This window comes from Pseudomonas sp. Irchel 3H7 (assembly GCF_900187605.1).
In the GTDB taxonomy this organism is placed as follows: Bacteria; Pseudomonadota; Gammaproteobacteria; order Pseudomonadales; family Pseudomonadaceae; genus Aquipseudomonas.
In genome coordinates, this window is record NZ_FYEA01000003.1 from 294197 (window position 1) to 317974 (window position 23778).

23 protein-coding genes are annotated in these 23778 nt (G+C 58.8%); 16 read left to right on the forward strand and 7 right to left on the reverse strand.

Translation table 11 applies throughout. The features are described from left to right. Positions 1-29: 29 nt before the first annotated feature. Both pyrC and rnt read left to right on the forward strand, forming a co-directional pair. A complete protein-coding gene (gene pyrC, locus CKW38_RS07375) occupies positions 30-1076 on the forward strand; it encodes a dihydroorotase (RefSeq protein WP_095112332.1) in 1047 nt (348 codons plus the stop codon). Then, on the forward strand, positions 1073-1750 hold the full coding sequence (gene rnt, locus CKW38_RS07380; RefSeq protein WP_007916667.1) for a ribonuclease T: 678 nt from the start codon (positions 1073-1075) through the stop codon (positions 1748-1750). The genes pyrC and rnt overlap by 4 nt, the downstream gene beginning before the upstream one ends. 78 nt (positions 1751-1828) lie before the next feature. Here rnt and CKW38_RS07385 read toward each other — a convergent pair whose 3' ends face one another. Further along, on the reverse strand, positions 1829-2431 hold the full coding sequence (locus tag CKW38_RS07385; protein ID WP_003227723.1) for a peroxiredoxin: 603 nt from the start codon (positions 2429-2431) through the stop codon (positions 1829-1831). A gap of 314 nt (positions 2432-2745) precedes the next feature. On the opposite strand from CKW38_RS07385, the gene CKW38_RS07390 reads away from it, so the two are divergent. Next, on the forward strand, positions 2746-2964 hold the full coding sequence (locus tag CKW38_RS07390) for a bacterioferritin-associated ferredoxin (protein ID WP_003227725.1): 219 nt from the start codon (positions 2746-2748) through the stop codon (positions 2962-2964). A 201-nt stretch (positions 2965-3165) separates the two neighbouring features. After that, positions 3166-3639 carry a bacterioferritin gene (bfr, locus tag CKW38_RS07395; RefSeq protein ID WP_007916671.1) on the forward strand — a complete coding sequence of 158 codons (474 nt, stop codon included), beginning with the start codon at positions 3166-3168 and terminating at the stop codon, positions 3637-3639. A gap of 187 nt (positions 3640-3826) precedes the next feature. Here the strand turns inward: bfr and grxD are convergent, their stop codons facing one another. The 3 genes from grxD to CKW38_RS07410 all read right to left on the reverse strand — a co-directional run bounded on the left by grxD (position 3827) and on the right by CKW38_RS07410 (position 6796). After that, positions 3827-4168, reverse strand: a complete 342-nt coding sequence (gene grxD / locus CKW38_RS07400) for a Grx4 family monothiol glutaredoxin (protein ID WP_007916674.1) — start codon at positions 4166-4168, stop codon at positions 3827-3829. A gap of 97 nt (positions 4169-4265) precedes the next feature. Continuing rightward, a complete protein-coding gene (locus CKW38_RS07405; protein ID WP_007916675.1) occupies positions 4266-6371 on the reverse strand; it encodes a molybdopterin oxidoreductase family protein in 2106 nt (701 codons plus the stop codon). Between the two features lie 134 nt (positions 6372-6505). Beyond that, positions 6506-6796, reverse strand: coding sequence for a hypothetical protein (locus tag CKW38_RS07410; RefSeq protein ID WP_007916677.1), 291 nt, complete (start codon positions 6794-6796; stop codon positions 6506-6508). A 404-nt stretch (positions 6797-7200) separates the two neighbouring features. On the opposite strand from CKW38_RS07410, the gene argF reads away from it, so the two are divergent. Next, complete coding sequence (gene argF / locus CKW38_RS07415; RefSeq protein ID WP_042704963.1) at positions 7201-8121, forward strand: ornithine carbamoyltransferase; 921 nt, start codon at positions 7201-7203, stop codon at positions 8119-8121. Further along, a complete protein-coding gene (locus CKW38_RS07420) occupies positions 8118-9227 on the forward strand; it encodes an ABC transporter ATP-binding protein (RefSeq protein WP_095112333.1) in 1110 nt (369 codons plus the stop codon). The genes argF and CKW38_RS07420 overlap by 4 nt, the downstream gene beginning before the upstream one ends. Positions 9228-9305: 78 nt before the next feature. On the opposite strand, the gene CKW38_RS07425 is transcribed toward CKW38_RS07420, so the two are convergent. Together CKW38_RS07425 and ybaK are read right to left on the reverse strand one after the other, a co-directional pair. Continuing rightward, positions 9306-10088 (reverse strand): PhzF family phenazine biosynthesis protein, encoded by a 783-nt coding sequence (locus CKW38_RS07425; protein ID WP_095112334.1) that lies wholly within the window; start codon positions 10086-10088, stop codon positions 9306-9308. 95 nt (positions 10089-10183) lie between these two features. Continuing rightward, positions 10184-10654 carry a Cys-tRNA(Pro) deacylase gene (gene ybaK / locus CKW38_RS07430; protein ID WP_007916692.1) on the reverse strand — a complete coding sequence of 157 codons (471 nt, stop codon included), beginning with the start codon at positions 10652-10654 and terminating at the stop codon, positions 10184-10186. A 362-nt stretch (positions 10655-11016) separates the two neighbouring features. On the opposite strand from ybaK, the gene CKW38_RS07435 reads away from it, so the two are divergent. From CKW38_RS07435 to glpD, 4 genes are all read left to right on the forward strand, one after another. Then, positions 11017-11868: an MIP/aquaporin family protein gene (locus CKW38_RS07435; RefSeq protein ID WP_095112335.1), complete on the forward strand. Its 852-nt coding sequence runs from the start codon at positions 11017-11019 to the stop codon at positions 11866-11868. Positions 11869-11945: 77 nt separating this feature from the next. Further along, positions 11946-13448, forward strand: coding sequence for a glycerol kinase GlpK (gene glpK / locus CKW38_RS07440; RefSeq protein ID WP_007916698.1), 1503 nt, complete (start codon positions 11946-11948; stop codon positions 13446-13448). 274 nt (positions 13449-13722) lie between these two features. Continuing rightward, positions 13723-14478: a DeoR/GlpR family transcriptional regulator gene (locus CKW38_RS07445; RefSeq protein WP_007916700.1), complete on the forward strand. Its 756-nt coding sequence runs from the start codon at positions 13723-13725 to the stop codon at positions 14476-14478. Positions 14479-14724: 246 nt separating this feature from the next. After that, the gene (glpD, locus tag CKW38_RS07450) at positions 14725-16263 is read left to right on the forward strand and encodes a glycerol-3-phosphate dehydrogenase (protein ID WP_095112336.1); all 1539 of its coding nucleotides are present in this window, start codon (positions 14725-14727) and stop codon (positions 16261-16263) included. A 295-nt stretch (positions 16264-16558) separates the two neighbouring features. Here the strand turns inward: glpD and CKW38_RS07455 are convergent, their stop codons facing one another. Continuing rightward, on the reverse strand, positions 16559-17446 hold the full coding sequence (locus tag CKW38_RS07455) for a LysR family transcriptional regulator (RefSeq protein WP_095112337.1): 888 nt from the start codon (positions 17444-17446) through the stop codon (positions 16559-16561). A gap of 105 nt (positions 17447-17551) precedes the next feature. Between CKW38_RS07455 and CKW38_RS07460 the strand changes: the two genes are divergently transcribed. Genes CKW38_RS07460 through CKW38_RS07485 form a run of 6 tightly spaced genes read left to right on the forward strand, consistent with a single transcriptional unit; the run spans position 17552 to position 23753 of the window. Next, on the forward strand, positions 17552-18919 hold the full coding sequence (locus CKW38_RS07460; RefSeq protein ID WP_095112338.1) for an MFS transporter: 1368 nt from the start codon (positions 17552-17554) through the stop codon (positions 18917-18919). After that, positions 18900-19316, forward strand: a complete 417-nt coding sequence (locus tag CKW38_RS07465) for a DUF4440 domain-containing protein (protein ID WP_095112339.1) — start codon at positions 18900-18902, stop codon at positions 19314-19316. The genes CKW38_RS07460 and CKW38_RS07465 overlap by 20 nt, the downstream gene beginning before the upstream one ends. Beyond that, positions 19313-20245 (forward strand): flavin reductase family protein, encoded by a 933-nt coding sequence (locus tag CKW38_RS07470; RefSeq protein WP_095112340.1) that lies wholly within the window; start codon positions 19313-19315, stop codon positions 20243-20245. Before CKW38_RS07465 ends, CKW38_RS07470 begins: the two co-directional genes overlap by 4 nt. A gap of 14 nt (positions 20246-20259) precedes the next feature. Then, complete coding sequence (locus CKW38_RS07475; RefSeq protein WP_095112341.1) at positions 20260-21558, forward strand: Rieske 2Fe-2S domain-containing protein; 1299 nt, start codon at positions 20260-20262, stop codon at positions 21556-21558. Then, positions 21539-22024 carry an aromatic-ring-hydroxylating dioxygenase subunit beta gene (locus tag CKW38_RS07480; RefSeq protein WP_095112342.1) on the forward strand — a complete coding sequence of 162 codons (486 nt, stop codon included), beginning with the start codon at positions 21539-21541 and terminating at the stop codon, positions 22022-22024. The genes CKW38_RS07475 and CKW38_RS07480 overlap by 20 nt, the downstream gene beginning before the upstream one ends. Before the next feature lie 19 nt (positions 22025-22043). Then, complete coding sequence (locus CKW38_RS07485) at positions 22044-23753, forward strand: NAD(P)/FAD-dependent oxidoreductase (protein ID WP_095112343.1); 1710 nt, start codon at positions 22044-22046, stop codon at positions 23751-23753. Positions 23754-23778: the final 25 nt, after the last annotated feature.

The following is a 23778-nucleotide window of genomic DNA, read 5'->3' on the forward strand; positions in this document are numbered from 1 at the left end:
CCTCAGTTTGACCCGCCTGGAATCCCCTCATGTCCGACCGCCTGACCCTGCTGCGTCCCGACGACTGGCACATTCATCTTCGCGATGGTGCCGTGTTGACCAATACCGTTGCCGATGTTGCGCGCACTTTTGGCCGCGCGATCATCATGCCCAACCTGGTACCTCCGGTGCGCAACGCCGCTGAAGCCGACGGCTATCGCCAGCGGATTCTCGCTGCCCGCCCGGCCGGCAGTCGCTTTGAGCCGCTGATGGTGCTGTACCTCACCGACCGCACCCAGCCCGAAGAAATTCGTGAAGCCAAGGCCAGTGGTTTTGTCTACGCCGCCAAGCTGTACCCGGCCGGCGCAACCACCAATTCCGACTCCGGCGTGACCAGCATCGACAAGATTCTGCCGGCGATCGAGGCCATGGCCGAAGTTGGCATGCCGCTGCTGATCCACGGCGAAGTCACCCGTGGCGACGTCGATGTGTTCGACCGCGAAAAGATTTTCATCGATGAGCACATGCGCCGCGTGGTCGAGCGTTTTCCGACGCTGAAAGTGGTGTTCGAACACATCACCACCGGCGATGCCGTGCAGTTCGTCAAAGAGGCTTCGGCCAACGTTGGCGCGACCATCACCGCGCATCACCTGCTGTACAACCGCAACCACATGCTGGTGGGCGGGATTCGGCCGCACTTCTATTGCTTGCCGATCCTCAAGCGCAACACGCATCAGGAAGCCTTGCTCGATGCCGCCACCAGCGGCAGCGCCAAGTTCTTCCTCGGTACCGACTCGGCGCCGCACGCGCAGCACGCCAAGGAAGCCGCTTGCGGCTGCGCCGGCTGCTACACCGCGTACGCCGCCATCGAGATGTACGCCGAAGCCTTTGAACAGCGTAACGCGCTGGACAAGCTCGAGGCCTTCGCCAGCCTCAACGGTCCGCGTTTCTACGGCCTGCCGGCAAACACCGATCGCATCACCCTGGTCCGTGAAGAATGGACCGCCCCGACCAGCCTGCCATTCGGCGAGCTGACCGTTATCCCGCTGCGCGCCGGTGAAAAACTGCGCTGGCGCCTGCTGGAGGAACACGCGTGAGTGAAGACCATTTCGACGACGAACTGGACGGTCAAAGTGGCGGTGGCGGTTCCCGTCACCCGATGGCAGCACGCTTTCGCGGCTACCTGCCGGTTGTCGTCGACGTAGAAACCGGCGGCTTCAACTCGGCCACCGATGCGTTGCTGGAGATTGCCGCGACCACCATCGCCATGGATGAAAAGGGTTTTGTTTACCCGGATCACACTTACTTCTTCCGCGTTGAGCCGTTCGAAGGCGCCAACATCGAAGCAGCGGCGCTGGAGTTCACCGGAATCAAGCTCGATCACCCACTGCGCATGGCCGTCAGCGAAGAAACCGCGTTGACCGACATCTTCCGTGGCATTCGCAAAGCGTTGAAGGCCAATGGCTGCAAGCGCGCGATTCTGGTTGGCCACAACAGCAGCTTCGACCTTGGCTTCCTCAATGCCGCTGTCGCGCGACTGGACATGAAGCGCAACCCGTTCCACCCGTTCTCCAGCTTCGACACCGCGACGCTGGCCGGTCTGGCGTACGGTCAAACCGTACTGGCGAAAGCCTGTCAGGCAGCCGACATCGATTTCGACGGCCGTGAGGCGCACTCAGCGCGTTACGACACCGAGAAAACCGCTGAGCTGTTCTGCGGCATCGTCAACCGCTGGAAACAGATGGGCGGTTGGGAAGATTTCGACGACTGATCGATGGTCGTCGGGTAAATCCCGCGGATAAAAAAACCGGCCACGTGGGCCGGTTTTTTTGTACCTCGACGTTGCGCCTTACAGGGCTGCAGCGTTCTCGGTCAGGTATGCAGCAACGCCTTCTGGCGAAGCGTTCATGCCTTTGTCGCCTTTTTTCCAGTTGGCAGGGCAGACTTCGCCGTGCTCTTCGTGGAATTGCAGAGCGTCGACCAGACGGATCAGCTCTTCCATGTTACGGCCCAGCGGCAGGTCGTTGATGATCTGCGAGCGGACAACGCCTTTGTCGTCGATCAGGAACGCGCCACGGAAAGCTACGCCGCCTTCGGATTCAACGTCATAGGCCTTGGCGATGTCGTGCTTCATGTCGGCAGCCATGGTGTATTTCACCTGGCCGATGCCGCCATTGTTCACAGGCGTGTTGCGCCATGCGTTGTGAGTGAAGTGCGAGTCGATCGACACAGCGATCACTTCAACGTTGCGCGCCTTGAAGTCGGCCATGCGGTTGTCCAGAGCGATCAGCTCGGACGGGCAGACGAAGGTGAAGTCCAGTGGGTAGAAGAACACCAGGCCGTATTTGCCTTTGATGGCCGAGGACAGGGTGAAGCTGTCAACGATCTCGCCATTGCCGAGTACGGCCGGGACGGTGAAGTCAGGGGCTTGTTTGCCTACGAGTACGCTCATTGATATCTCCTGGTGTAAAAACTTGAAGTTCAGGGTCCGCGCCAGCCTGCCACCCTCAGGCGACAGCCCTGTGACACGAACCCCCTTCGCAAGGGCCGACCATCATACACTGCGAATTTGGCCTGTCCTTAACGGTTTTTCAAAGCAGGCGCAGAACGGCGCTGCATTTACGGGGCCAGGCAAATCGCCAGTAAATACCGTTCGTCAGTCATGGCTGTTAATCGGCTGAAGCGTTCCGAAAGCACTTTGACAATCATTCTCGTTAACATTAAGATCCATCGCAATTGAGTCACAACCAGCGACGGTTCTCACTTATGTATGTTTGTCTCTGCACTGGCGTCACCGACGGACAGATCCGCGAAGCGATCTATGAAGGTTGCTGCAGCTATAAAGAAGTTCGCCAGGCCACCGGCGTCGCCAGCCAATGCGGCAAATGTGCCTGCCTTGCCAAGGAAGTGGTACGCGAAACCCTGACCAAGCTGCAAACCGCTCAGGCCGCGATCCCCTATCCGGTAGAATTTACTGCCGCGTAATAACACCCCATTTCAAAGAACCGGACTTATGTCCGGTTTTTTTATGCCTGTAAATCAATTGCTTAGCGTCCAGACGCGGAACACAAACATTCTTATTCCGATTAATTTTCATATATTATTCAATAACTTAGGTTTGACACTTATAAGTGCGAAGCTCAAACTCTGCCGTATATACAGCTATTACAGGGCAGGACTCCGATCATGAAAGGCGACATTACAGTCATCCAGCATCTCAACAAGATCCTTGCCAATGAGCTGGTCGCGATCAATCAGTACTTCCTGCATGCGCGCATGTACGAAGATTGGGGTCTGAACAAGCTCGGCAAGCACGAATACAAAGAATCCATCGACGAGATGAAGCACGCGGACAAGCTGATCAAGCGCATCCTGTTCCTCGAAGGCCTGCCGAACGTGCAGGACCTGGGCAAGCTGCACATCGGCGAGCACACCAAGGAAATGCTGGAGTGCGACCTGCGTATCGAGAAGACCGGCCATGCTGACCTGAAGACCGCGATCGCGCATTGCGAAACCGTTGGCGACTTCGGCAGCCGTGAACTGCTGGAAGACATTCTCGAATCTGAAGAAGAACATATCGACTGGCTGGAAACCCAACTGGGCCTGATCGATAAAGTCGGTCTTGAGAACTATCTGCAATCGCAGATGGGCGAAGAGTAGGAGCTGCCGCAGGCTGCGATCTTTTCAGATTGCACCGGCAACTTGCAGTAACTTTTCGAACGCACTAAAAAGCCCCGCCCTCTTTCGAGTGGCGGGGCTTTTTAGTGGCTGAAGATCAGAAGATCGCAGCCTCGTTTCACTCGACAGCTCCTACAGAAGCAGCAGCTGTCGCATGAGACCTGGCCGATCAGGCTTCGGACTTGTTCGCCGCTGCCGCTTCAACAGCCGACTTGATGGTGGTTTGCAACGAACCGTCTGCAGCCATCTCGGTCATGATGTCGCTACCGCCGACAAGCTCACCGCCGACCCACAGTTGCGGGAAAGTCGGCCAGTTGGCGTATTTAGGCAGGTTGGCGCGGATTTCCGGGTTCTGCAGGATGTCCACGTACGCAAACTTTTCGCCGCAAGCCATGACAGCCTGCGCAGCTTTCGCGGAGAAGCCACACTGTGGGGCATTCGGCGAGCCTTTCATGTAAAGCAGAATGGTGTTGTTGGCAATCTGCTCTTTAATCGTTTCGATGATATCCATGGAGCACCTCGGCTGAACTTTCCGACTCATGGGTCGGCACGGTGACGCATTGTAACGGAATCCCGAGCGCCATGCTCGGTCTCCCCGACGGTCACATTCAGGCCGCCGCCACCGTCACCGGCACACCATTAAGGGCCGCATTACCCGACAATTCATCAAGCTGGCATTCATCGGTCAGATCATTGGCACTCGAGCCCGGCTGGCCACTGGCAATCGCCATCTGCACACCCGGCCGCGCATGGCCCCAGCCGTGCGGCAGGCTGACCACGCCTTTCATCATGTCCAGACTGCCGAGCACTTCCACCTCGATCTGGCCAACCCGTGAACTGACGCGCACCAACTGACCATCGTTGAGCCCACGACTGGCAAGGTCATCCGGGTGCATCAGCAGTTGATGGCGCGGCTTGCCCTTCACCAGACGGTGATAGTTGTGCATCCACGAATTGTTGCTGCGTACGTGGCGGCGGCCGATCATCAACAGCTCATCGGCGGCTGGCGCCTGCAAGGCAGCGAAACGTGCAAGGTCAGCGAGAATCTCTGGCGGAGCGGCCTGCACTCGCTGATTCGGCGTTTTCAGCCGCGACGCCAGATTCGCTTTCAGCGCCCCCAGATCGATCCCGTGCGGATGATCGAACAATGTCGCTAACGAGAGTTTCTGCTCAGAGGCGTCACCGTACAGGCCCATGCGCAGGCCCATGTCGATCATCTTCGCCGGCGGCATGGTCGGTTTCAGTTCTTTACCGGTCTTCTCGGCGAAGGCCTTGGCCAGACCGACGAAGATCTCCCAGTCATGCAAAGCACCCTCAGGCTTGGCGAGGATCGCGCGGTTGAAGCGGGTGACGTTGCGCACCGCGAACAGATTGAAGGTGGTGTCGTAGTGATCATTCTCCAGCGCCGAGGTCGACGGCAGGATCAGATCGGCGTAGCGCGTGGTTTCGTTGATGTAGAGGTCAATGCTGACCATGAACTCCAGGCCGTCCAGCGCTTGCTCCAGTTGCCGCCCGTTCGGCGTCGACAACACCGGATTGCCGGCCACAGTGATCAGCGCACGGATCTGGCCGTCGCCTTCAGTGAGCATTTCTTCGGCCAGCGCCGAGACCGGCAACTCGCCGCCGTATTCAGGACGACCCGAGACACGGCTCTGCCATTTGTTGAAATGCCCGCCCGAGGTCGACGCCACCAGATCCACGGCCGGCTCGGTGCACAACGCGCCGCCAACCCGGTCGAGGTTGCCAGTGACCAGATTGATCAATTGCACGACCCAGTGACACAAGGTGCCAAAGGCTTGGGTTGAAACACCCATGCGCCCATAGCAAACCGCACTCGGCGCAGCAGCGAAGTCACGTGCCAATTGGCGGATCTGCTCGGCTGGCACGGCGCACAACGGACTCATCGCCTCCGCCGTGAACGCCGCCACCGCCGCGCGTACGTCGTCCAGACCATCAATCGGCAAATGACTGTCGCGGGTCAGCCCTTCGCTGAACAAGGTGTTGAGCACACCAAACAACAGCGCCGCATCGCCCCCCGGACGCACGAACAAATGCTGATCAGCCATCGCCGCCGTCTCACTGCGTCGTGGATCAACCACAACGACTTTACCGCCGCGCGCCTGGATTGCCTTTAAACGTTTCTCAACATCTGGCACGGTCATGATGCTGCCGTTGGAGGCCAGCGGATTGCCGCCGAGGATCAGCATGAAGTCGGTGTGATCGATGTCCGGAATCGGCAGCAGCAAGCCGTGGCCGTACATCAAGTAACTGCTCAAGTGGTGCGGCAACTGATCGACCGAGGTCGCCGAGAAGCGATTGCGCGTCTTCAGCAAACCGAGGAAATAATTGCTGTGGGTCATCAGCCCGTAGTTATGCACGCTCGGGTTGCCTTGATAGACCGCCACAGCGTTCTGGCCATGACGTTCCTGAATCGCCGCCAGTTTCTCGGCCACCAGCGCAAACGCTTCGTCCCACTCGATCGGCAGCCACTCGCTACCAACGCGACGCATTGGCTGGCGCAGGCGGTCCGGATCATTCTGGATGTCTTGCAGGGCCACGGCTTTGGGGCAGATGTGGCCACGGCTGAAGGTGTCGAGGGCATCACCCTTGATCGAGGTGATCGCAACATGGCCATCGGTTTCGGTGGTCTCGATGGTCAGCCCACAAATGGCTTCGCACAGGTGGCAGGCACGGTGATGGAGAGTCTTGGTCATGGCCAGTCTCTGTCTTGTTCTGGGCGGACAATCACGCCCGCGGGAACAAAACTATGGCCCCGGCGCCGTCCAGGCGCCAGCGACGTTCGTCTTGTGAATCGACGACTATCAGGAGAGCCGATAGATCGCCACGTTTAACTGGAAGGGAGCTGAGGCGGTGCCGCCAACTGGATTTCCTGAATGGTTTCGATCTGCTCGTGGGCGACATGGACGCCGGTCAGTTCGCCAATCAACCGCCAATGCTCGTCGAGCCCTGCGCTGATAGTCGCCATGCGATCAATCATGTGGCGGCCGGCACTCTTCACCACTTCGTCTTCGCTGCGCAGCAGTTCGAATGACATTGAAGTGACTGACGCGGTGAGATGAGTCAGAGAGCGAGCCGTGTGGCCCAACAGTTCCATTAACAGTTTTTCTTTCGATTCCATGCGGAGGCTTCCTGCGTCGCTCGAAACTTATTTATAACCCAGCACTTTGCTTTAGCAAATGTTTCAGCCCAAGCATCCGACCAAGTGATGGCATGGCGCCACGGTCGTAAACCGACCCAGTTGACCCAATCCCCGTCACGGCGCATTGCCAAGCCCCGCGAGGCCAGTGTACAAAGAGGCTCGCTGCTGTCCTGAACCCGACTTCAAATGCGTGACTGCTACATCCAGTGCGCCCTTCGATTTCCGCAAAAACCGTAGCCTATTGGAAAAACGCGACATTTAGTGTCAATATCGCGCCTTCCCCTATTTCGTCGCCCCGTGCGGCTTACGCCGCAGGTCTCGCCCGTTGTTCCGTTAAACAAGGCTTTGAGCATCTGCGGTTTGTAGCAAAAAGGTAGTCAATGATGAGCGCAAGGCACTTTCTCTCCCTGATGGATTGCACGCCCGAAGAGCTGGTCAGCGTGATCCGTCGAGGCGTTGAGCTCAAGGACCTGCGTAACCGCGGCGTACTGTTCGAGCCTCTGAAAAACCGCGTGCTGGGGATGATCTTCGAGAAATCCTCGACCCGCACCCGGATCTCGTTCGAGGCCGGCATGATCCAGCTCGGTGGCCAGGCAATCTTCCTGTCCCCGCGTGACACCCAACTGGGCCGTGGCGAGCCGATCGGTGACTGCGCCATCGTCATGTCGAGCATGCTCGATGCGGTGATGATCCGCACCTTCGCCCACAGCACTCTGACCGAATTCGCGGCCAACTCGCGCGTGCCGGTGATCAACGGCCTGTCCGATGACCTGCACCCTTGCCAGTTGCTGGCCGACATGCAGACCTTCCTTGAACACCGTGGCTCGATTCAGGGCAAGACCGTGGCCTGGATCGGCGACGGCAATAACATGTGCAACAGCTATATAGAGGCGGCGATCCAGTTCGACTTCCAGTTGCGCGTCGCCTGCCCGGAAGGCTACGAGCCTAACCCGGAGTTCGTGGCCAAGGCTGGCGATCGCGTGACCATCGTTCGCGATCCGGCCGACGCCGTGCGCGGCGCGCATCTGGTGAGCACCGATGTCTGGACTTCGATGGGTCAGGAAGAGGAAACTGCCAAGCGCCTCAAGCTGTTCGCCCCGTTCCAGGTCAACCGCGCCCTGCTCGACCTCGCTGCCGAGGACGTGCTGTTCATGCACTGTTTGCCTGCGCACCGTGGCGAAGAAATCAGCCTCGACCTGCTTGATGACCCGCGCTCCGTCGCCTGGGATCAGGCAGAAAACCGTCTCCACGCACAAAAGGCCCTGCTCGAGTTCCTCGTCGAACCGGCATATCACCACGCATGAGCCATGAATTACTGCTGAACCTGCGCAACCTCGCTTGCGGCTATCAAGACCAACGCGTGGTGCAGAAACTCAATCTGCACCTCAACGCCGGTGACATTGGCTGCCTGCTCGGTTCGTCCGGCTGCGGCAAGACCACCACCCTGCGCGCCATCGCCGGATTCGAACCGGTGCACGAAGGTGAAATCACCCTCGGTGGCGAAACCATCTCCAGCGCCGGTTTCACCCTGGCGCCGGAAAAACGCCGGATCGGCATGGTGTTCCAGGATTACGCGCTGTTCCCGCACCTGAGCGTTGCCGACAATATTGCCTTCGGTATCCGCAAGCACCCGAACAAGGAGCGCGTCACCGAGGAGCTGCTCGAACTGGTCAACCTGAAAAACCTTGGCAAACGCTTTCCGCACGAGTTGTCCGGCGGCCAGCAACAACGCGTCGCCCTCGCCCGCGCCTTGGCACCGGAGCCGCAATTGCTGTTGCTCGACGAGCCGTTCTCCAACCTCGATGGTGAACTGCGGCGCAAGCTCAGTCATGAAGTGCGCGACATCCTCAAGGCCCGTGGCACCAGTGCGATTCTGGTGACCCACGACCAGGAAGAAGCCTTCGCCGTCAGCGATCACGTCGGAGTGTTCAAGGAAGGTCGACTCGAACAGTGGGACACTCCTTACAACCTGTATCACGAGCCGGCAACGCCCTATGTGGCCAGTTTTATCGGACAGGGTTACTTCATTCGCGGCCAGCTCGACAGCCCGGAATCGGTGCAGACTGAGCTGGGTGAGCTGCGCGGCAATCGTGCTTACACTTGGCCGATTGGCGGCGCGGTGGATGTTTTGTTGCGTCCGGATGACATTGTTTATGCGCCGGACAGTGCGTTGAAAGCGCGGATTGTCGGCAAGACGTTCCTTGGTGCTTCAACGTTGTATCGCCTGCAATTGCCGACGGGTGCGCAGCTGGAATCGATTTTCCCCAGCCATGCCGATCATCAGGTTGGGGCAGAGGTGGGGATTCGCGTAGCTGCTGAACATCTGGTGCTGTTCCAGGCATCGGGCAGTACCGCTGCACAAATCCCGGCAGTGGAAAACGGCGTCCGCCGCTACAGCACCGCGCTTTAAAGATCAAAAGATCGCAGCCTTCGGCAGCTCCTACAGGGATCAATGTAGGAGCTGCCGAAGGCTGCGATCTTTCAGCTTTTAACCGAGGATCAGGGTGCCACTGGCAACCAGCGTCGCATTGCCGCCGATCTTCACGCGCTCACCTTCCAGACGACAGAACAACTCCCCGCCCCGCGCCGAGCGCTGGCACGCGGTCAGGCTCGACTTGCCCAGACGTTTCGACCAATACGGAATCAGGCTGCAATGCGTCGAGCCGGTCACCGGGTCTTCATTGATGCCAATTGCCGGGGCGAAATAGCGCGAGACAAAATCGTGTTGATTGCCGCGCGCCGTGACGATCGCGCCGAGCCACGGCAGCTTGGCCAAAGCGACCATGTCCGGCTTGCAATCGAGCACCGCCTGCTCCGACTCCAGCACCACAAACAGTTCGTTTGAGCCAAGGACATCAACCGCTTCGACACCCAGCGCCCGCTCAACATCCAGGGTAACGCCGATCTCTGACGGCATGATCGACGGAAAATCCAGCCACAACCGATCACCTTCTCGAGTGACGCTCAGCGCGCCGGACTTACAAGTGAAGTCGATACGCTCGGCGGTTTCCTTATACATCTCGAACAGCACATAAGCACTGGCCAACGTGGCGTGCCCGCACAACGGCACTTCAGTGGTCGGGGTAAACCAGCGGATATGCCAGGCCTGACCTTCGCGCACCAGAAACGCGGTTTCCGCCAGATTGTGTTCGGCGGCGATCTTTTGCATCAACTCATCCGCTAGCCACGCCTCCAGCCGATAAACCATCGCCGGATTGCCACTGAACGGCCGATCACTGAACGCGTCGACCTGATGAAACTCGAGCTGCATAACCTTCTCCCTAAGTCAGTCCGCCGAGCATGCAACCACGAGGCAATCAGCGCCAGTGACAGAACCGGCCAATTTTCTGCATACAGCGATAACGGCTACGTGCGGCCGATATCGGCAAACTTCGCCTGGGTATGTTCAGCAAGCACGGCGGGCGCCAATTCCACTTCCAGGCCGCGCCGGCCGGCGCTGACATAAATAGTCGCAAAACCCTGAGCGGAGTTATCGATGAAGGTGCGCAAGCGCTTCTTCTGCCCCAACGGGCTGATGCCACCCAGCAGATAACCGGTGGAGCGCTGGGCCGCTGCCGGGTCAGCCATCTCGACTTTTTTCACCCCGGCAGCATGCGCCAGACCTTTGAGGTCGAGGCTTCCGACGACCGGCACTACTGCGACCAGCAATTCACCTTTTTCGCTGGCTGCAAGCAAGGTCTTGAACACCTGTGCCGGCTCAAGTGCCAGTTTTTCTGCGGCCTCCAGCCCATAGGAGGCGGCTTTGGGGTCATGTTCGTAACTGTGCACGCGATGTTCGGCACGAACTTTTTTCAACAAGTCCAACGCAGGGGTCATGGCAGCTCCGGGCTCGGCAGTGACGGAAAAACACTGTGCCGGATTCTAGGTGATCAGCCCCTAAAAGGCTCTATCCCAAGCCGTGATTCCCGTGACTTGCAGACATTCTGAGCGCGCCGTTCCGCCTCGCCGGCGAAGGATCATTCACACAGCGAATAGTTTTATTGTGACCGATGGTTCACTTTCGACCTTTGACAGGTTTGTTTCTTGTCTATATTTTTTCGAATCTGAATAATGTAAGAATTATCGTCATCGCAGCACTCAGCAGTAAACCGGGAAAGGAATGGGGATTCCTGACCGGGGAAAATCGCGCCCTGCCCTATCGGCATGACGCCAGACAACAACAAAAACCGAGGTTTTCAATGACAACTGCTTTACAGCAACCATCGCTCTCGAGCCAATGCATGGCCGAATTTCTGGGTACTGCACTGCTGATCTTTTTCGGCACCGGTTGCGTCGCCGCGCTCAAAGTCGCGGGCGCCAGCTTCGGCCTGTGGGAAATCAGCATCATTTGGGGCGTCGGCGTGAGCATGGCGATCTACCTCACTGCCGGGGTTTCCGGTGCACACTTGAACCCAGCCGTGAGCATTGCGCTCGCGATCTTCGCTGACTTCGAAAAGCGCAAACTGCCGTTCTACATTCTTGCCCAGATCGCCGGCGCCTTCTGCGGAGCGCTGCTGGTTTACACGCTGTACAGCAATCTATTCTTCGATTACGAACAAACTCACCAAATGGTTCGCGGCTCGGCTGCCAGCCTCGAGTTGGCCTCGGTGTTCTCGACGTTCCCCAATCCAGTGCTGTCGACTACTCAGGCATTCCTGGTGGAGATGATCATCACCGCCATCCTGATGGGCGTGATCATGTCCCTGACCGACGACAACAACGGCCTGCCGAAAGGCCCGCTGGCACCGCTGCTGATCGGTTTTCTGATCGCGGTGATCGGCAGCTCGATGGGGCCGCTGACCGGTTTCGCGATGAACCCGGCGCGTGACTTCGGTCCGAAACTGATGACTTTCTTCGCCGGCTGGGGTGAAATTTCCTTCACTGGCGGCCGCGATATTCCGTACTTCCTGATTCCGATTTTTGCACCGATTGTCGGTGCCTGCCTCGGCGCTGCCGGGTATCGCGGGCTCATCGCCCGTCACCTGACCGGCGCCACACCTGCTACAAAGGATGCAGAACCGGCCATTGACGGCAAACCAAGAACTTCTTGAAACAGTCGGCGCCGGCTCCTGCCCGATAGAGCCTGCGCCACGGCCCACTCTCCCTTATTTCGTCCAAGGCAATCGACATGACCGACATTCAGAATAAGAACTACATCATTGCCCTCGATCAGGGTACGACCAGCTCCCGCGCGATCATTTTCGACCGCGATGCGAACGTGGTCTGCACCGCGCAGCGCGAATTCGCTCAGCATTACCCGCAGGCCGGTTGGGTCGAACACGATCCGATGGAAATCTTCGCCACCCAGAGCGCGGTAATGGTTGAAGCGCTGGCCCAGGCCGGTCTGCACCACGACCAGGTCGCTGCCATCGGCATCACCAACCAGCGCGAAACCACCGTGGTCTGGGACAAGACCACCGGCCGCCCGGTGTACAACGCCATCGTCTGGCAGTGCCGCCGCAGCACCGAGATCTGCCAGCAGCTCAAGCGCGATGGCCACGAAGAATATATCCGCGACAACACTGGTCTGGTCACCGACCCGTACTTCTCCGGCACCAAACTGAAGTGGATCCTCGACAACGTCGAAGGCAGCCGCGAGCGTGCGCGCAATGGCGAACTGTTGTTCGGCACCGTCGATAGCTGGCTGATCTGGAAATTCACCGGCGGCAAGGTGCACGTCACCGACTACACCAACGCTTCGCGCACCATGCTCTTCAACATCCACTCGCTGGAGTGGGATTCGAAGATGCTGGAGATCCTCGATATCCCGCGCGAGATGCTTCCGGAAGTGAAGGCTTCTTCGGAAATCTACGGTCGCACCAAGAGCGGCATCGCCATCGGCGGTATCGCCGGTGACCAGCAAGCGGCACTGTTCGGCCAGATGTGCGTCGAGCCAGGCCAGGCGAAAAACACCTACGGCACCGGCTGCTTCCTGCTGATGAACACCGGCGACAAAGCGGTGAAATCCCAACACGGCATGCTCACCACCATCGCCTGCGGCCCGCGTGGCGAAGTTGCTTACGCACTGGAAGGCGCGGTGTTCAACGGCGGTTCCACGGTGCAGTGGCTGCGTGATGAACTGAAAATCATCAACGACGCCCACGACACCGAATACTTCGCCAATAAAGTGAAGGACAGCAATGGTGTGTACCTGGTGCCGGCCTTCACCGGTCTCGGCGCGCCGTACTGGGACCCGTATGCCCGCGGTGCGCTGTTCGGTCTGACGCGCGGCGTACGTGTGGATCACATCATCCGCGCTGCGCTGGAATCGATCGCCTACCAGACCCGCGACGTGCTCGACGCCATGCAACAGGACTCCGGCGAACGCCTCAAGGCTCTGCGTGTTGACGGCGGCGCGGTGGCGAACAACTTCCTCATGCAGTTCCAGGCCGACATTCTCGGCACGCAGGTCGAGCGCCCGCAAATGCGCGAAACCACCGCACTTGGTGCGGCGTATCTGGCCGGTCTGGCGTGCGGCTTCTGGGGCAGCCTGGAAGAACTGCGCGGTAAAGCGGTGATCGAGCGCGAGTTCGAGCCGAGCCTGGATGAAGTTGAGAAAGAGAAGCTGTACAAAGGCTGGAAAAAAGCCGTCAGCCGCACCCGTGACTGGGCGCGTGAAGACGCTGAATAAGCCAATCTTAGGACTGGCTAAAACGGTCCAAACAGCGTGAAAGCGTAGCGAGCGAAGGCAAGCCAAGGCAAAAACAGGCGAGGACCGGCTGGGGTCGCACTCGACTTTACGGGTTTGTAAATGAGCAGTCCGAGCCTGTTTTTAACGCAGGATGGCTTGCGTAACGCCGTAGGCGCCCAGCACGAAGTAGCTTTCACGTTGTTTGGAAACTGGTAGGGAGCGGATTCCTGCGTCATCATGGGCAAATTTTGCACGGCAGCCCAAAGGAAGCCCCATGAATCTGCCTCCCCGTCAGCAGCAAATCCTCGAGCTGGTCCGCGAACGCGGCTATGTGAGCATCGAGGAAATGGCCACGCTGTTCGTTGTTACCCCGCAAACCATCCGCCGCGACATCAATCAGCTCGCGGAAGCCAATCTGCTGCGTCGTTATCATGGCGGTGCCGCTTATGATTCCAGCGTCGAAAACACTGCCTATGCGATGCGCGCCGATCAGATGCGCGATGAAAAACAACGCATCGGTGAAGCCATCGCCGCCCAGATTCCCGATCACGCCTCGCTGTTTATCAATATCGGTACCACGACCGAATCGATTGCCCGCGCTCTGCTCAATCACAATCATCTGAAGATCATCACCAACAACCTGCACGTAGCGTCGATGCTCAGTGCCAAGGATGATTTTGATGTGCTGCTGACCGGCGGTAATGTCCGTCGTGACGGCGGTGTGGTCGGCCAGGCCAGTGTGGATTTCATCAATCAGTTCAAGGTTGATTTCGCGCTGGTCGGGATCAGCGGTATTGATGAAGACGGCAGTTTGCTGGATTTCGATTATCAGGAAGTGCGGGTTTCCCAGGCGATCATTGCCAATGCGCGGCAAGTGATTCTGGCGGCGGATTCGAGCAAGTTCGGCCGCAATGCAATGATTCGCCTCGGCCCGATCAGCCTGATCGATTGTCTGGTAACCGATCAGCAGCCAGTGCCTGCGCTCGCGCAATTGTTGAGTCAGCACAAGATTCGCCTCGAAGTCGTCTAACTCCCGCAAGATCAAAAGATCGCAGCCTACGGCAGCTCCTACATGAGTTCACTTGACCTGTAGGTGCTGCCGCAGGCTGCGATCTTTTGCCTTTAATGTTCGAAAATTTTCTTTTAATCGCCCTTCGATGAGTTTTTTCAATCGAACGTGACTGGCTGCGCGCGTCTTTATGGGCTACCATTTTCGCAAATGAACATTAATGTTCGATTTCCAATATAGAAAATCAAAAGAACCCGAGGCCAGCCGATGTCCACCTCTACCTTGCGTACGCCCCCAATCTCCGAGATCTACGACATCGCCGTTATCGGCGGCGGGATCAATGGCGTGGGGATCGCAGCGGATGCCGCCGGTCGCGGGCTTTCGGTGTTCCTTTGTGAAAAAGATGATCTGGCCAGCCACACCTCGTCGGCCAGCAGCAAGCTGATCCACGGTGGCCTGCGCTACCTCGAACATTACGAATTCCGCCTGGTGCGCGAGGCGCTAGCTGAACGCGAAGTACTGCTGGCCAAAGCGCCGCACATCGTCAAACCGATGCGCTTTGTGCTGCCGCACCGTCCGCACCTGCGTCCGGCGTGGATGATTCGTGCGGGCCTGTTCCTCTATGACAACCTCGGCAAGCGCGAAAAACTGCCAGGTTCGAAAAGCCTGAAGTTCGGCGCCGACAGCGCGCTGAAAAGCGAAATCAAGAAAGGCTTCGAATACTCCGACTGCTGGGTCGACGACGCCCGCCTCGTGGTTCTGAACGCAATGGCCGCCCGTGAAAAAGGCGCCCACGTGCACACCCAGACTCGCTGCGTCAGCGCTCGCCGCGCCAAGGGCCTGTGGCACCTGAACCTGGAACGTGCCGACGGCAGCCTGTTTTCGATCACTGCCAAAGCGCTGGTGAACGCCGCTGGCCCGTGGGTCGCCAAGTTCATTCGTGATGACCTGAAGATGGAGTCGCCGTACGGCATCCGTCTGATTCAGGGCAGCCACATCATCGTGCCGAAGCTGTATGAAGGCGATCACGCGCACATTCTGCAAAACGAAGATCAGCGCATCGTTTTCACCATTCCGTACCTGAACAACCACTTCACCCTGATCGGCACCACCGACCGTGAATACACTGGCGATCCGGCAAAAGTGGCGATTACCGATGCCGAAACCGATTACCTGCTGAAAGTGGTCAACGCGCACTTCAAGCAGCAGATCAGCCGCGACGACATCCAGCACAGCTACTCGGGCGTACGACCACTATGCAACGACGAATCCGACAACCCGTCGGCCGTCACCCGCGATTACACCCTGGCCTTGTCGGCTGGCGGCGAAGAAGCGCCACTGCTTTCGGTGTTCGGCGGCAAGCTGACCACCTACCGCAAACTCGCTGAGTCGGCGATGGCGCAGTTGCTGCCATTTTTCACCCAGATGCGCCCGAACTGGACGGCCACCGCCACCCTGCCCGGTGGCGAAGACATGACCACGCCACAGGCTCTGTGCGCGCAGATTCGCGACAAGTTCGACTTCGTGCCGACCGAGATCGCCCGTCGCTGGTCCACCACTTACGGCAGCCGCACCTGGCGCATGCTCGAAGGCGTGGAAACCCTGGCCGACATGGGCGAGCACCTCGGCGGTGGACTCTACACCCGTGAAGTCGATTACCTGTGCAGCGAAGAATGGGCGACCACTGCCCACGACATTCTGTGGCGCCGCAGCAAACTCGGTTTGTTCACCACGCCGGCAGAGCAGGAAAAACTGGCGAGCTATCTGGGTAAGGTTGAACAGAACCGCAAGATCGAAGCGGCCTGATCTTCGGAACGTCGCTTGAACGAAAGCCCCTGAATTGAGAGATTCAGGGGCTTTTTGTTGTGCCAATGAAATCCAGCCCCCCTCACCCCAGCCCTCTCCCCCCAAGGGGGCGAGGGGGAAAGGGAGCAGATCGGGGCTCGCTCAAATACCGCGCTGGGAAAAAGGAGCCGATCGAGGGCTTTTTCAATCCTGAGTTAGACTCGATATTTCAGGTCGGCGTAACTCGCAAGGACCACGCGATCAAGTCCCCTCTCCCTCTGGGAGAGGGCTAGGGTGAGGGGCTTTGGGGCCGGGATCACTGCGCCAAATGCAACAACAGAAAATCAATAAACGCCCGCGACTTGTGCGGCAGATGCGGGGTGTTGGGAAACACCACATTGATCGACTGCGAGGGCAGCGAATACTCCGGCAGCAAGCGCACCAGACGCCCGGCGGCAATGTCATCTGCCACCACCCAGGCAGGCAGAACCGATACGCCCAGTGAAGACAACGTCATCGAGCGAATCGCCGTCGACGAGTTCGATTCGAAGTGGCTGGTGCCACCGACCTCAACGCCCTGCCCTGGCCCATGGCGCAATGTCCACTGAGTCGGCGCCTGCAAATTGCTGTTGGCGATCCACGGCACGCTGTTCAGGTCCAGCGGTTGCCGCACCGGATGTCGGGAGAGGAATTGCTCGGTGGCGACCAGCACGATTTCATAATCGGCCAACTTGCGGCTCTTGAATGCCGAATCCGCCAAGTTACCCAGACGGATCACCAGATCCAGTTTTTCCGCGACCAGATCATTCAACGAAGAGTTGAAGTTGTAGCACAAGCGGATTTCCGGATAACGCTCGGAGAACAGTGGAATCAACGGCAGAATATACTTTTCACCGTATTCACTGGTTGAACTAATCCGTAACTTTCCGGATACCCGATTATTACCTTTCAGGACATTATCAAAGGCATTGTCGATGTCCGCGACAATCCCCTTGAACTCTTCATAAAACTCCTGACCTATTTCGGTCAGCGATATATTGCGGGTGTTGCGGATCAACAGCGTCGCCGACAAAACCTCCTCCAGCGCCTTGACATGCAGGCTGGCCATGGCTTTGCTGATACTCAGGTAGTTTGCAGCTTTGGTATAAGAACCAAAATCCACCACCGCGAGGAACGTCTGAACCCGATTAAGATGAGAGTGCATGGCGCTATGGCTCACTGTTAAATCCTGTCAAACATTGTTTTAAGCATAGTCGTATCGACACTTCAAGTCCATCGCCCCTATGCTGCGCGGCAAAGGGGATTCAACATGAACTATCGCTATAAGATCGCGCTGATCTTTCTGATCGGCTTTTTTATTGACTGTATAAACATATTTATGTCGGCGGTGGCACTGCCGAGTATATCGGCAACTTTACAGGTCAGTACTTCATCGGTGGCGTGGGTTGCCAATGCTTATATTCTTGGCCTGACCCTGATTATTCCGGTCAGCACCTGGCTGGCCGGGCGTTTTGGCAGTCGCGAGATTCTCACCGCTTCGATGCTGGTGTTCACCGGCTCTGTGTGGATGTGCGGCATGGCCGACAGTTTCCACGAACTGGTGATCTGGCGGTTCATTCAGGGCGTCGGTGGCGGGCTGCTGATTCCGGTCGGTCAGGCGCTGACCTTCAATCTGTTTCAGGGCGAGCAACGGGCGAAAATATCCACACTGGTGATGGCCGTCGCGCTGATTGCCCCGGCGATTTCACCGACGGTCGGCGGCATCATTGTCGACAGCAGCTCCTGGCGCTGGGTGTTCTACAGCAACATCCCGTTTTCGTTGATCGCGGCCGGGCTGTCATGGTTCTGGATCAAGGAAAGCAAACCGACCGATCTGCCGCGCCCGGACATCAAAGGCCTGCTACTGGTCAGTGCCGCGCTCGCCAGCCTGCTGATGGGCATGTCGCTGTACGGCGGCGACTACCCGGCGCTGGCCGCGTTGAGCTGTGTCGCGGCCGGCTTGCTGTTCATCGTGCTGTACCTGCGGCACTACCGCCGCTGCAGCAACGCGATCATCGAGTTGAGCCTGCTCAAGAGCAAGAAACTCAGCACTTCGATCTTCATCTATTACGCGATTCCCGGCGTGTTCACCGGGGTCAATCTGATGAGCATTTTCTTCCTGCAGAACACGCTGCACTTCAGCGCCCGGCTGACCGGGATGTTCATGATCCTCTACGCCATCGGCGCGTTCATTGCGATGACGATTTGCGGCCGGGTCTACAACCGGGTCGGCGCGAAACGCCTGTTCACCCTCGGCATGCTGCTGCACAGCGCCGGCATCGCCACGCTGATGCTGGTCAACGCGCCAACGGACCTGTGGGTGATCGTCATCGCTTACAGCTTGATGGGCATCGGCGGTGGCATCGGTGCCAACACCGCGCAAACCACCTCATTGATGGATTTTGCCGGCGGCGATACGCACAAGGCGAGTGTGATCTGGAACATCAATCGGCAGATGTCGTTCAGCCTCGGTGCGGCGTTGTTTCTGATGATTTTCAATGTGCTGCTCAAGCAGTTCGACACCACGCAGGCCTACCACGCGACGTTCGCGATTGCCGCGCTGGTCGGGCTGTTCCCGCTGTTTCAGATGAGTCAATTGAACCCTCCAAAGGAATGCCATGAACAACAACCTGGTTGAACGAGCGCAACACAGTATTCACCACGTGCACGAACTGATTCACCGCGTCTTTACCGACGCCGACGGGGCCGGCGCAGACGCCATCGCGCCGCTGATGGAGGTGTTTGCCGAGCACTTCAGCATGGTCACCACCTCGGCCGCCGTGGTCGGTCGGGCGCAAGTCGAGCAACTGTTCAACGGCGCCGTCGGTGCCCGCAAAGGTCTGGAGATTCTGATCAGCGACCTGCACACGGTCTGGCACGAAGGTTCGACCGTGGCCCTGCGCTACAAGGAAACCCATCGCCTGAACCAAAGCGAAACCTCGCGTATTTCGCTGGCGATCCTTCGCGTCCAGCACCACGACGTCCAGTGGTTGTACCTGCACGAAACACCGTTGAGCCAGGAAAAACCTGCATGAAATACACCGTCACCCACTGCCGGATGCTCTCGGCGTCGATCAAGGAAGTCACCGTCAGCGGCCCGCCTTCCCTGATCGATATGAGCCACGCCGGGGCACATTTCAAATGGCAGATCCCGGGGCTGGATGACTGTCGTCACTACTCGACGGTGCATGTAAAGGAGGTTGAGGATGGCCAGTTCACCTTCGCCATTCGCCTCTCGCCAGACTCCGTCAGCAGTCAGTACATCCGCACCCTGGCGGTCAATGACAGCGTGGAACTGGAAGGTCCGTTGAACACTTTCAACTACCCGCTCGACGTTGACAGCGGGCGTGATATCGCGATTGCCGGCGGCATCGGCATCACGCCGCTGACCGGCATCCTGCGCCACCTGACTGCGCTGGATCGCCCTGCGCACCTGCATTACTTCGCCAAGAGCGCCGACGACGCGGTCTACGCCCGGCACCTGCAAGAACACCTGCAAGAACGCCTGCAACTGCACCTCTCCGGCAGTCGCCCGGCGATCAGCGAAGTGCTCGCCGATCTGCGCGCCGATGACCGCCTGTATGTCTGCGGCCCGGCAGCGATGCTCAACGCAGTGCTCAGTCACGCCGAAAGCGTTGGCCTGGCGCGTGAACAGATCCATCTGGAAGTGTTCAACGTTGCCCGCGAAACCACCGCGCAAGGCTTCGTCATCGAGGCGGCCGACTCCGGCGTCAGCATCAATGTCGGCCCGCAACAGTCGTTGCTCGAAGCGTTGGAAGCGGCCGGGCTCGACCCGCTGTACGACTGTCGTCGTGGTGAATGCGGCGTTTGCGCGCTGGACGTCCTCGAAGGCGAGGTCGACCACCGCGATTTCATCATGAGCGAACAGGAAGCGGCGTGCAGTGCGCGAATCTACCCCTGCGTCTCCCGCGCCAAAAGCCCGCGCCTGAAACTGGCGATCTGAGAGAGGACACTCCGTTGGACAACTATTTCAATGGCAGAGAAGTGCATAAATCTCTGTTCCTTGATCAGGCGCTTTTCGAACAGGAACAGCAGCGCGTATTCGCCGCGAGCTGGTGCTACCTGGGTCACGACAGCCTGATCCCCGAGACCGGCGACTACTTCACCACCACCCTTGCACAACAGCCGCTGGCCATGGTTCGGCAGAAGAACGGCGCCATCGTCGTGCTGCATAACCGTTGCCCGCACAAAGGCGTGAAAGTGCTGGCCGAAGCGCGCGGCAATGTCGGCCGCTTCATGCGTTGCCCGTACCACGCATGGACGTTCAAGACGGACGGCGAGCTGCTGAGCATTCCGGTGAAAAAGGAGTACGACGACTGCGACCTGAGCAGTTGTTCCGCGCACAAAGGCATGCGCCCGGTGAACGCGGTGCACAACTATCGCGGCTTCGTCTTTGTCCGCCTGACGGAAGAAGGCATCGGCTTCGAGGAGTTCTTTGGCGAGTCGCTGTCGACACTCGACAACATGGTCATGCGCTCGCCGCAGGGCCAGCTGAAAGTAATCGGCCAGCCATTGCTGCACCGCCATCGCTGCAACTGGAAAATGGTCGTCGACAACCAGACCGACACCTGCCACCCGATGATCGCCCACGAATCTTCGGCCGGCGAAGCCATCCGCCTGTGGCAGGAAACCGGTGATCAGGGCAAGCCACCGATGGCCGTCGAACTGTTCTCGCCGTTCATGGCCTCCTACGAGTTTTTCGCCGGCATGGGCATTCGCGTCTGGCCCAATGGCCACGGGCACACCGGGGTCAGCAATTCGATCCACAAGGCCTACACCGACATCCCCGGTTACTGGGACTTGATGGTGGAAAGCTACGGTGAAGAGCAGGCCCGGGCGATCCTCGACGACACCCGCCACAACACCGTGTATTTCCCCAACCTGATGGTCAAGGGACCGATCCAGACCTTGCGCGTGATCAAACCGCTCAGCGCCCGCGAAACCATCGTCGAGTCGTGGATCTTCGAACTGCAGGGCGCCCCCGTGCAGTTGCTGGAAAGGACTGTGCAGTACAACAACCTGATCAACTCGCCGTGTTCGATGGTCGCCCACGACGACGTGGAAATGTACGAACGGGCCATGGAAGGCCTGGGCAGCGACGCCAACGAATGGGTCAACGTCGCCCGCCTGTTCAGCCCGAACGAATCCTATGCGCAGACCCAAGTGGTGTCCGGCACCAGCGAAATGGCCATGCGTAATTTCTATAACAATTGGCAGCACTTGATGCGGGACGACCATGCAACACGATCAATCTAATCACCACGCCATCGCGCAACTGATCGAGACCGAACTGCACTTGCTCGACCAGCAGGATTTCGACGCCTGGCAACAGCTGCTCAGCGATGACTACCACTACTGGATTCCCATGACCCGTGAGCAGGTCAGTCCGTTGCACGAATCATCGCTGGTGTACGAAGACCGTTTTCTGACCACGCTGCGGATCAACCGACTGGCCAATGCGCGCAACTTCTCCCAACAGCCCAAGAGCCGCAGCCTGCACATCGCCCAGCGCCCGCGCATCACGCTCGACGCAGCCTCGTTCAGCGCGTGCGCCAGCTCCAACATGCTCTATTGCGAAGCGCGCGGCGACAACGAATGGCACTACCCGGTGACCGTCGAACATCAACTGATCAACATCGATGGCACGTGGAAGATTCACGGCAAGAAGATCCTGTTGCTCAACCCCGCACGCGCCCTTGAAAGCCTGCAGCTCATTATCTGATCGATCGAGAAGTCTCCCTGTGAAAGCTATTTCCCATGATTCCAGTCAGGCGTCCGCGTGCCTGTCTTTTCCCTACGTCGATCTGCTGTATGACTATGGCCAGTTCCTGCGCAGTGCCGATGAAGCCATTGGTTACCTGCCGGCGGAAACTGCCGAGAAACACATCGGCATCGTCGGCGCTGGCCTCAGCGGGCTGGTCGCCGCTTACGAACTGCTGCGCGCCGGTGCGCGTCGCGTGACGCTGTTTGAAGCGGAACCCGAGCATGTCGGCGGGCGTCTGCTGACGCAGTGTTTTGATGAGGAACAGCCGCAGTTCATCGCGGAAATGGGCGCCATGCGTTTTCCGCCGAGTGAAGTCGGGCTGTTTCATTACCTCAATCGCTTCGGCATCCAGACCACCGAGGCGTTTCCCGACCCGGGCGTGGTCGACACCGAAATCCACTACCGTGGCGAAGCCCATCACTGGGCAGCCATGCAACCACCGCCGGCGCTGTTCAGCACCGTGCACCAAGGCTGGATCGCCTTTCTCAGCGAAGGCGTGACCCTCGATGACGGCACGTGCCTGGCGCCACCGCTGCTGATCACCGAATTACTCAAGCAGCATAGTTACTGCGAAGTGCAGCCCGAGTGGCAACGCTACCTGGACTGCTTCGGTGACAGCTCGTTTTACTCGGCGATGGTGCGCATCTTCACCGGCAAAAAACCACCGGGCGGCAAACCGTGGCGCAAGCCTGAAGACTTCCACCTGTTCGGCTCGCTGGGCATTGGCTCGGGCGGTTTCCAGTCGGTGTACCGCGCCTCGTTCACCGAGATCCTGCGCCTGGTGGTCAATGCGCTGGAGGTCAATCAGCGTCTGGTGCCCAACGGTATTTCCTCGCTGGCCGAGCGGATTGCCGACACCGAATTCAACGGTATTCAGGTGCGCGACATGATTTGCCGCACGCGCATCGAGTCGATCAACAAAGGTGCGCACGGCGAGATTCTGCTGGCCGGCAGCAACGGCGAAACCTACGCCTGCGACCGGGTAATCACCACCACCACGACCCGCGCCCTGCAAGTGAACCTCAAGCTCACGCAGAACCAGGCCTTCGTCAATCGCGACGTCGCGCGGGCGATCAACGAAACGCACATGGTCGGCTCATCCAAGCTGTTCATCCTGACCAAGGACAAGTTCTGGCTCAAACATGGCCTGGCGCAAAACATCCAGACCGACACCCTGGTCAAGGGCGTGTATTGCCTCGATTACGCGCCGCACGATCCGGATTCCTGGGGCGTGGTGTTGATCAGTTACACCTGGGAAGACGACTCGCACAAGATGGTTTCGATGACCGACAAGGTGCAGCGCTGCCTGCGTCTGGTCGACGAATTGGCGATGAGCGCACCGGAATTTGCCAGCCATCTGCTGCCGCTGGACGGTGACTACCAGCGCTACGTTCTGGAATACGACTGGCTGACCGACAAGCACGCACTCGGCGCTTTCAAGCTGAATTTCCCCGGCGACGACATCTACTCCGAGCGCCTGTTCTATCAGTTCCGTACCGCACTCGATCCGCAACAGGATACCGGTTTGTACCTGGCCGGTTGCGGCGCCTCGTTCACCGGTGGCTGGGCCGAAGGCGCGATTCAAACCGCACTCAACGGTGCGTGCGCGGTGATCAGCAGCCTGGGCGGCGATCTGCTTGCCGGCAACCCGCTCGACGACTTGCACTCGCAGTACCGCTACTGCTGACCCAGTCCCTTTCCACGCCGAGAAT

Bases quoted from the DNA above. Each gene is read 5' to 3' on its own strand.
- argF (WP_042704963.1), top strand. From the start codon at position 7,201: ATGAGCGCAAGGCACTTTCTCTCCCTGATGGATTGCACGCCCGAAGAG.
- bfr (WP_007916671.1), top strand. From the start codon at position 3,166: ATGAAAGGCGACATTACAGTCATCCAGCATCTCAACAAGATCCTTGCC.
- CKW38_RS07460 (WP_095112338.1), top strand. From the start codon at position 17,552: ATGAACTATCGCTATAAGATCGCGCTGATCTTTCTGATCGGCTTTTTT.
- CKW38_RS07445 (WP_007916700.1), top strand. From the start codon at position 13,723: ATGAATCTGCCTCCCCGTCAGCAGCAAATCCTCGAGCTGGTCCGCGAA.
- CKW38_RS07385 (WP_003227723.1), bottom strand. From the start codon at position 2,431: ATGAGCGTACTCGTAGGCAAACAAGCCCCTGACTTCACCGTCCCGGCC.
- CKW38_RS07410 (WP_007916677.1), bottom strand. From the start codon at position 6,796: ATGGAATCGAAAGAAAAACTGTTAATGGAACTGTTGGGCCACACGGCT.
- CKW38_RS07425 (WP_095112334.1), bottom strand. From the start codon at position 10,088: ATGCAGCTCGAGTTTCATCAGGTCGACGCGTTCAGTGATCGGCCGTTC.
- glpD (WP_095112336.1), top strand. From the start codon at position 14,725: ATGTCCACCTCTACCTTGCGTACGCCCCCAATCTCCGAGATCTACGAC.
- CKW38_RS07435 (WP_095112335.1), top strand. From the start codon at position 11,017: ATGACAACTGCTTTACAGCAACCATCGCTCTCGAGCCAATGCATGGCC.
- ybaK (WP_007916692.1), bottom strand. From the start codon at position 10,654: ATGACCCCTGCGTTGGACTTGTTGAAAAAAGTTCGTGCCGAACATCGC.
- glpK (WP_007916698.1), top strand. From the start codon at position 11,946: ATGACCGACATTCAGAATAAGAACTACATCATTGCCCTCGATCAGGGT.
- CKW38_RS07405 (WP_007916675.1), bottom strand. From the start codon at position 6,371: ATGACCAAGACTCTCCATCACCGTGCCTGCCACCTGTGCGAAGCCATT.
- CKW38_RS07465 (WP_095112339.1), top strand. From the start codon at position 18,900: ATGAACAACAACCTGGTTGAACGAGCGCAACACAGTATTCACCACGTG.
- CKW38_RS07455 (WP_095112337.1), bottom strand. From the start codon at position 17,446: ATGCACTCTCATCTTAATCGGGTTCAGACGTTCCTCGCGGTGGTGGAT.
- CKW38_RS07390 (WP_003227725.1), top strand. From the start codon at position 2,746: ATGTATGTTTGTCTCTGCACTGGCGTCACCGACGGACAGATCCGCGAA.
- CKW38_RS07480 (WP_095112342.1), top strand. From the start codon at position 21,539: ATGCAACACGATCAATCTAATCACCACGCCATCGCGCAACTGATCGAG.
- grxD (WP_007916674.1), bottom strand. From the start codon at position 4,168: ATGGATATCATCGAAACGATTAAAGAGCAGATTGCCAACAACACCATT.
- pyrC (WP_095112332.1), top strand. From the start codon at position 30: ATGTCCGACCGCCTGACCCTGCTGCGTCCCGACGACTGGCACATTCAT.
- CKW38_RS07470 (WP_095112340.1), top strand. From the start codon at position 19,313: ATGAAATACACCGTCACCCACTGCCGGATGCTCTCGGCGTCGATCAAG.
- CKW38_RS07420 (WP_095112333.1), top strand. From the start codon at position 8,118: ATGAGCCATGAATTACTGCTGAACCTGCGCAACCTCGCTTGCGGCTAT.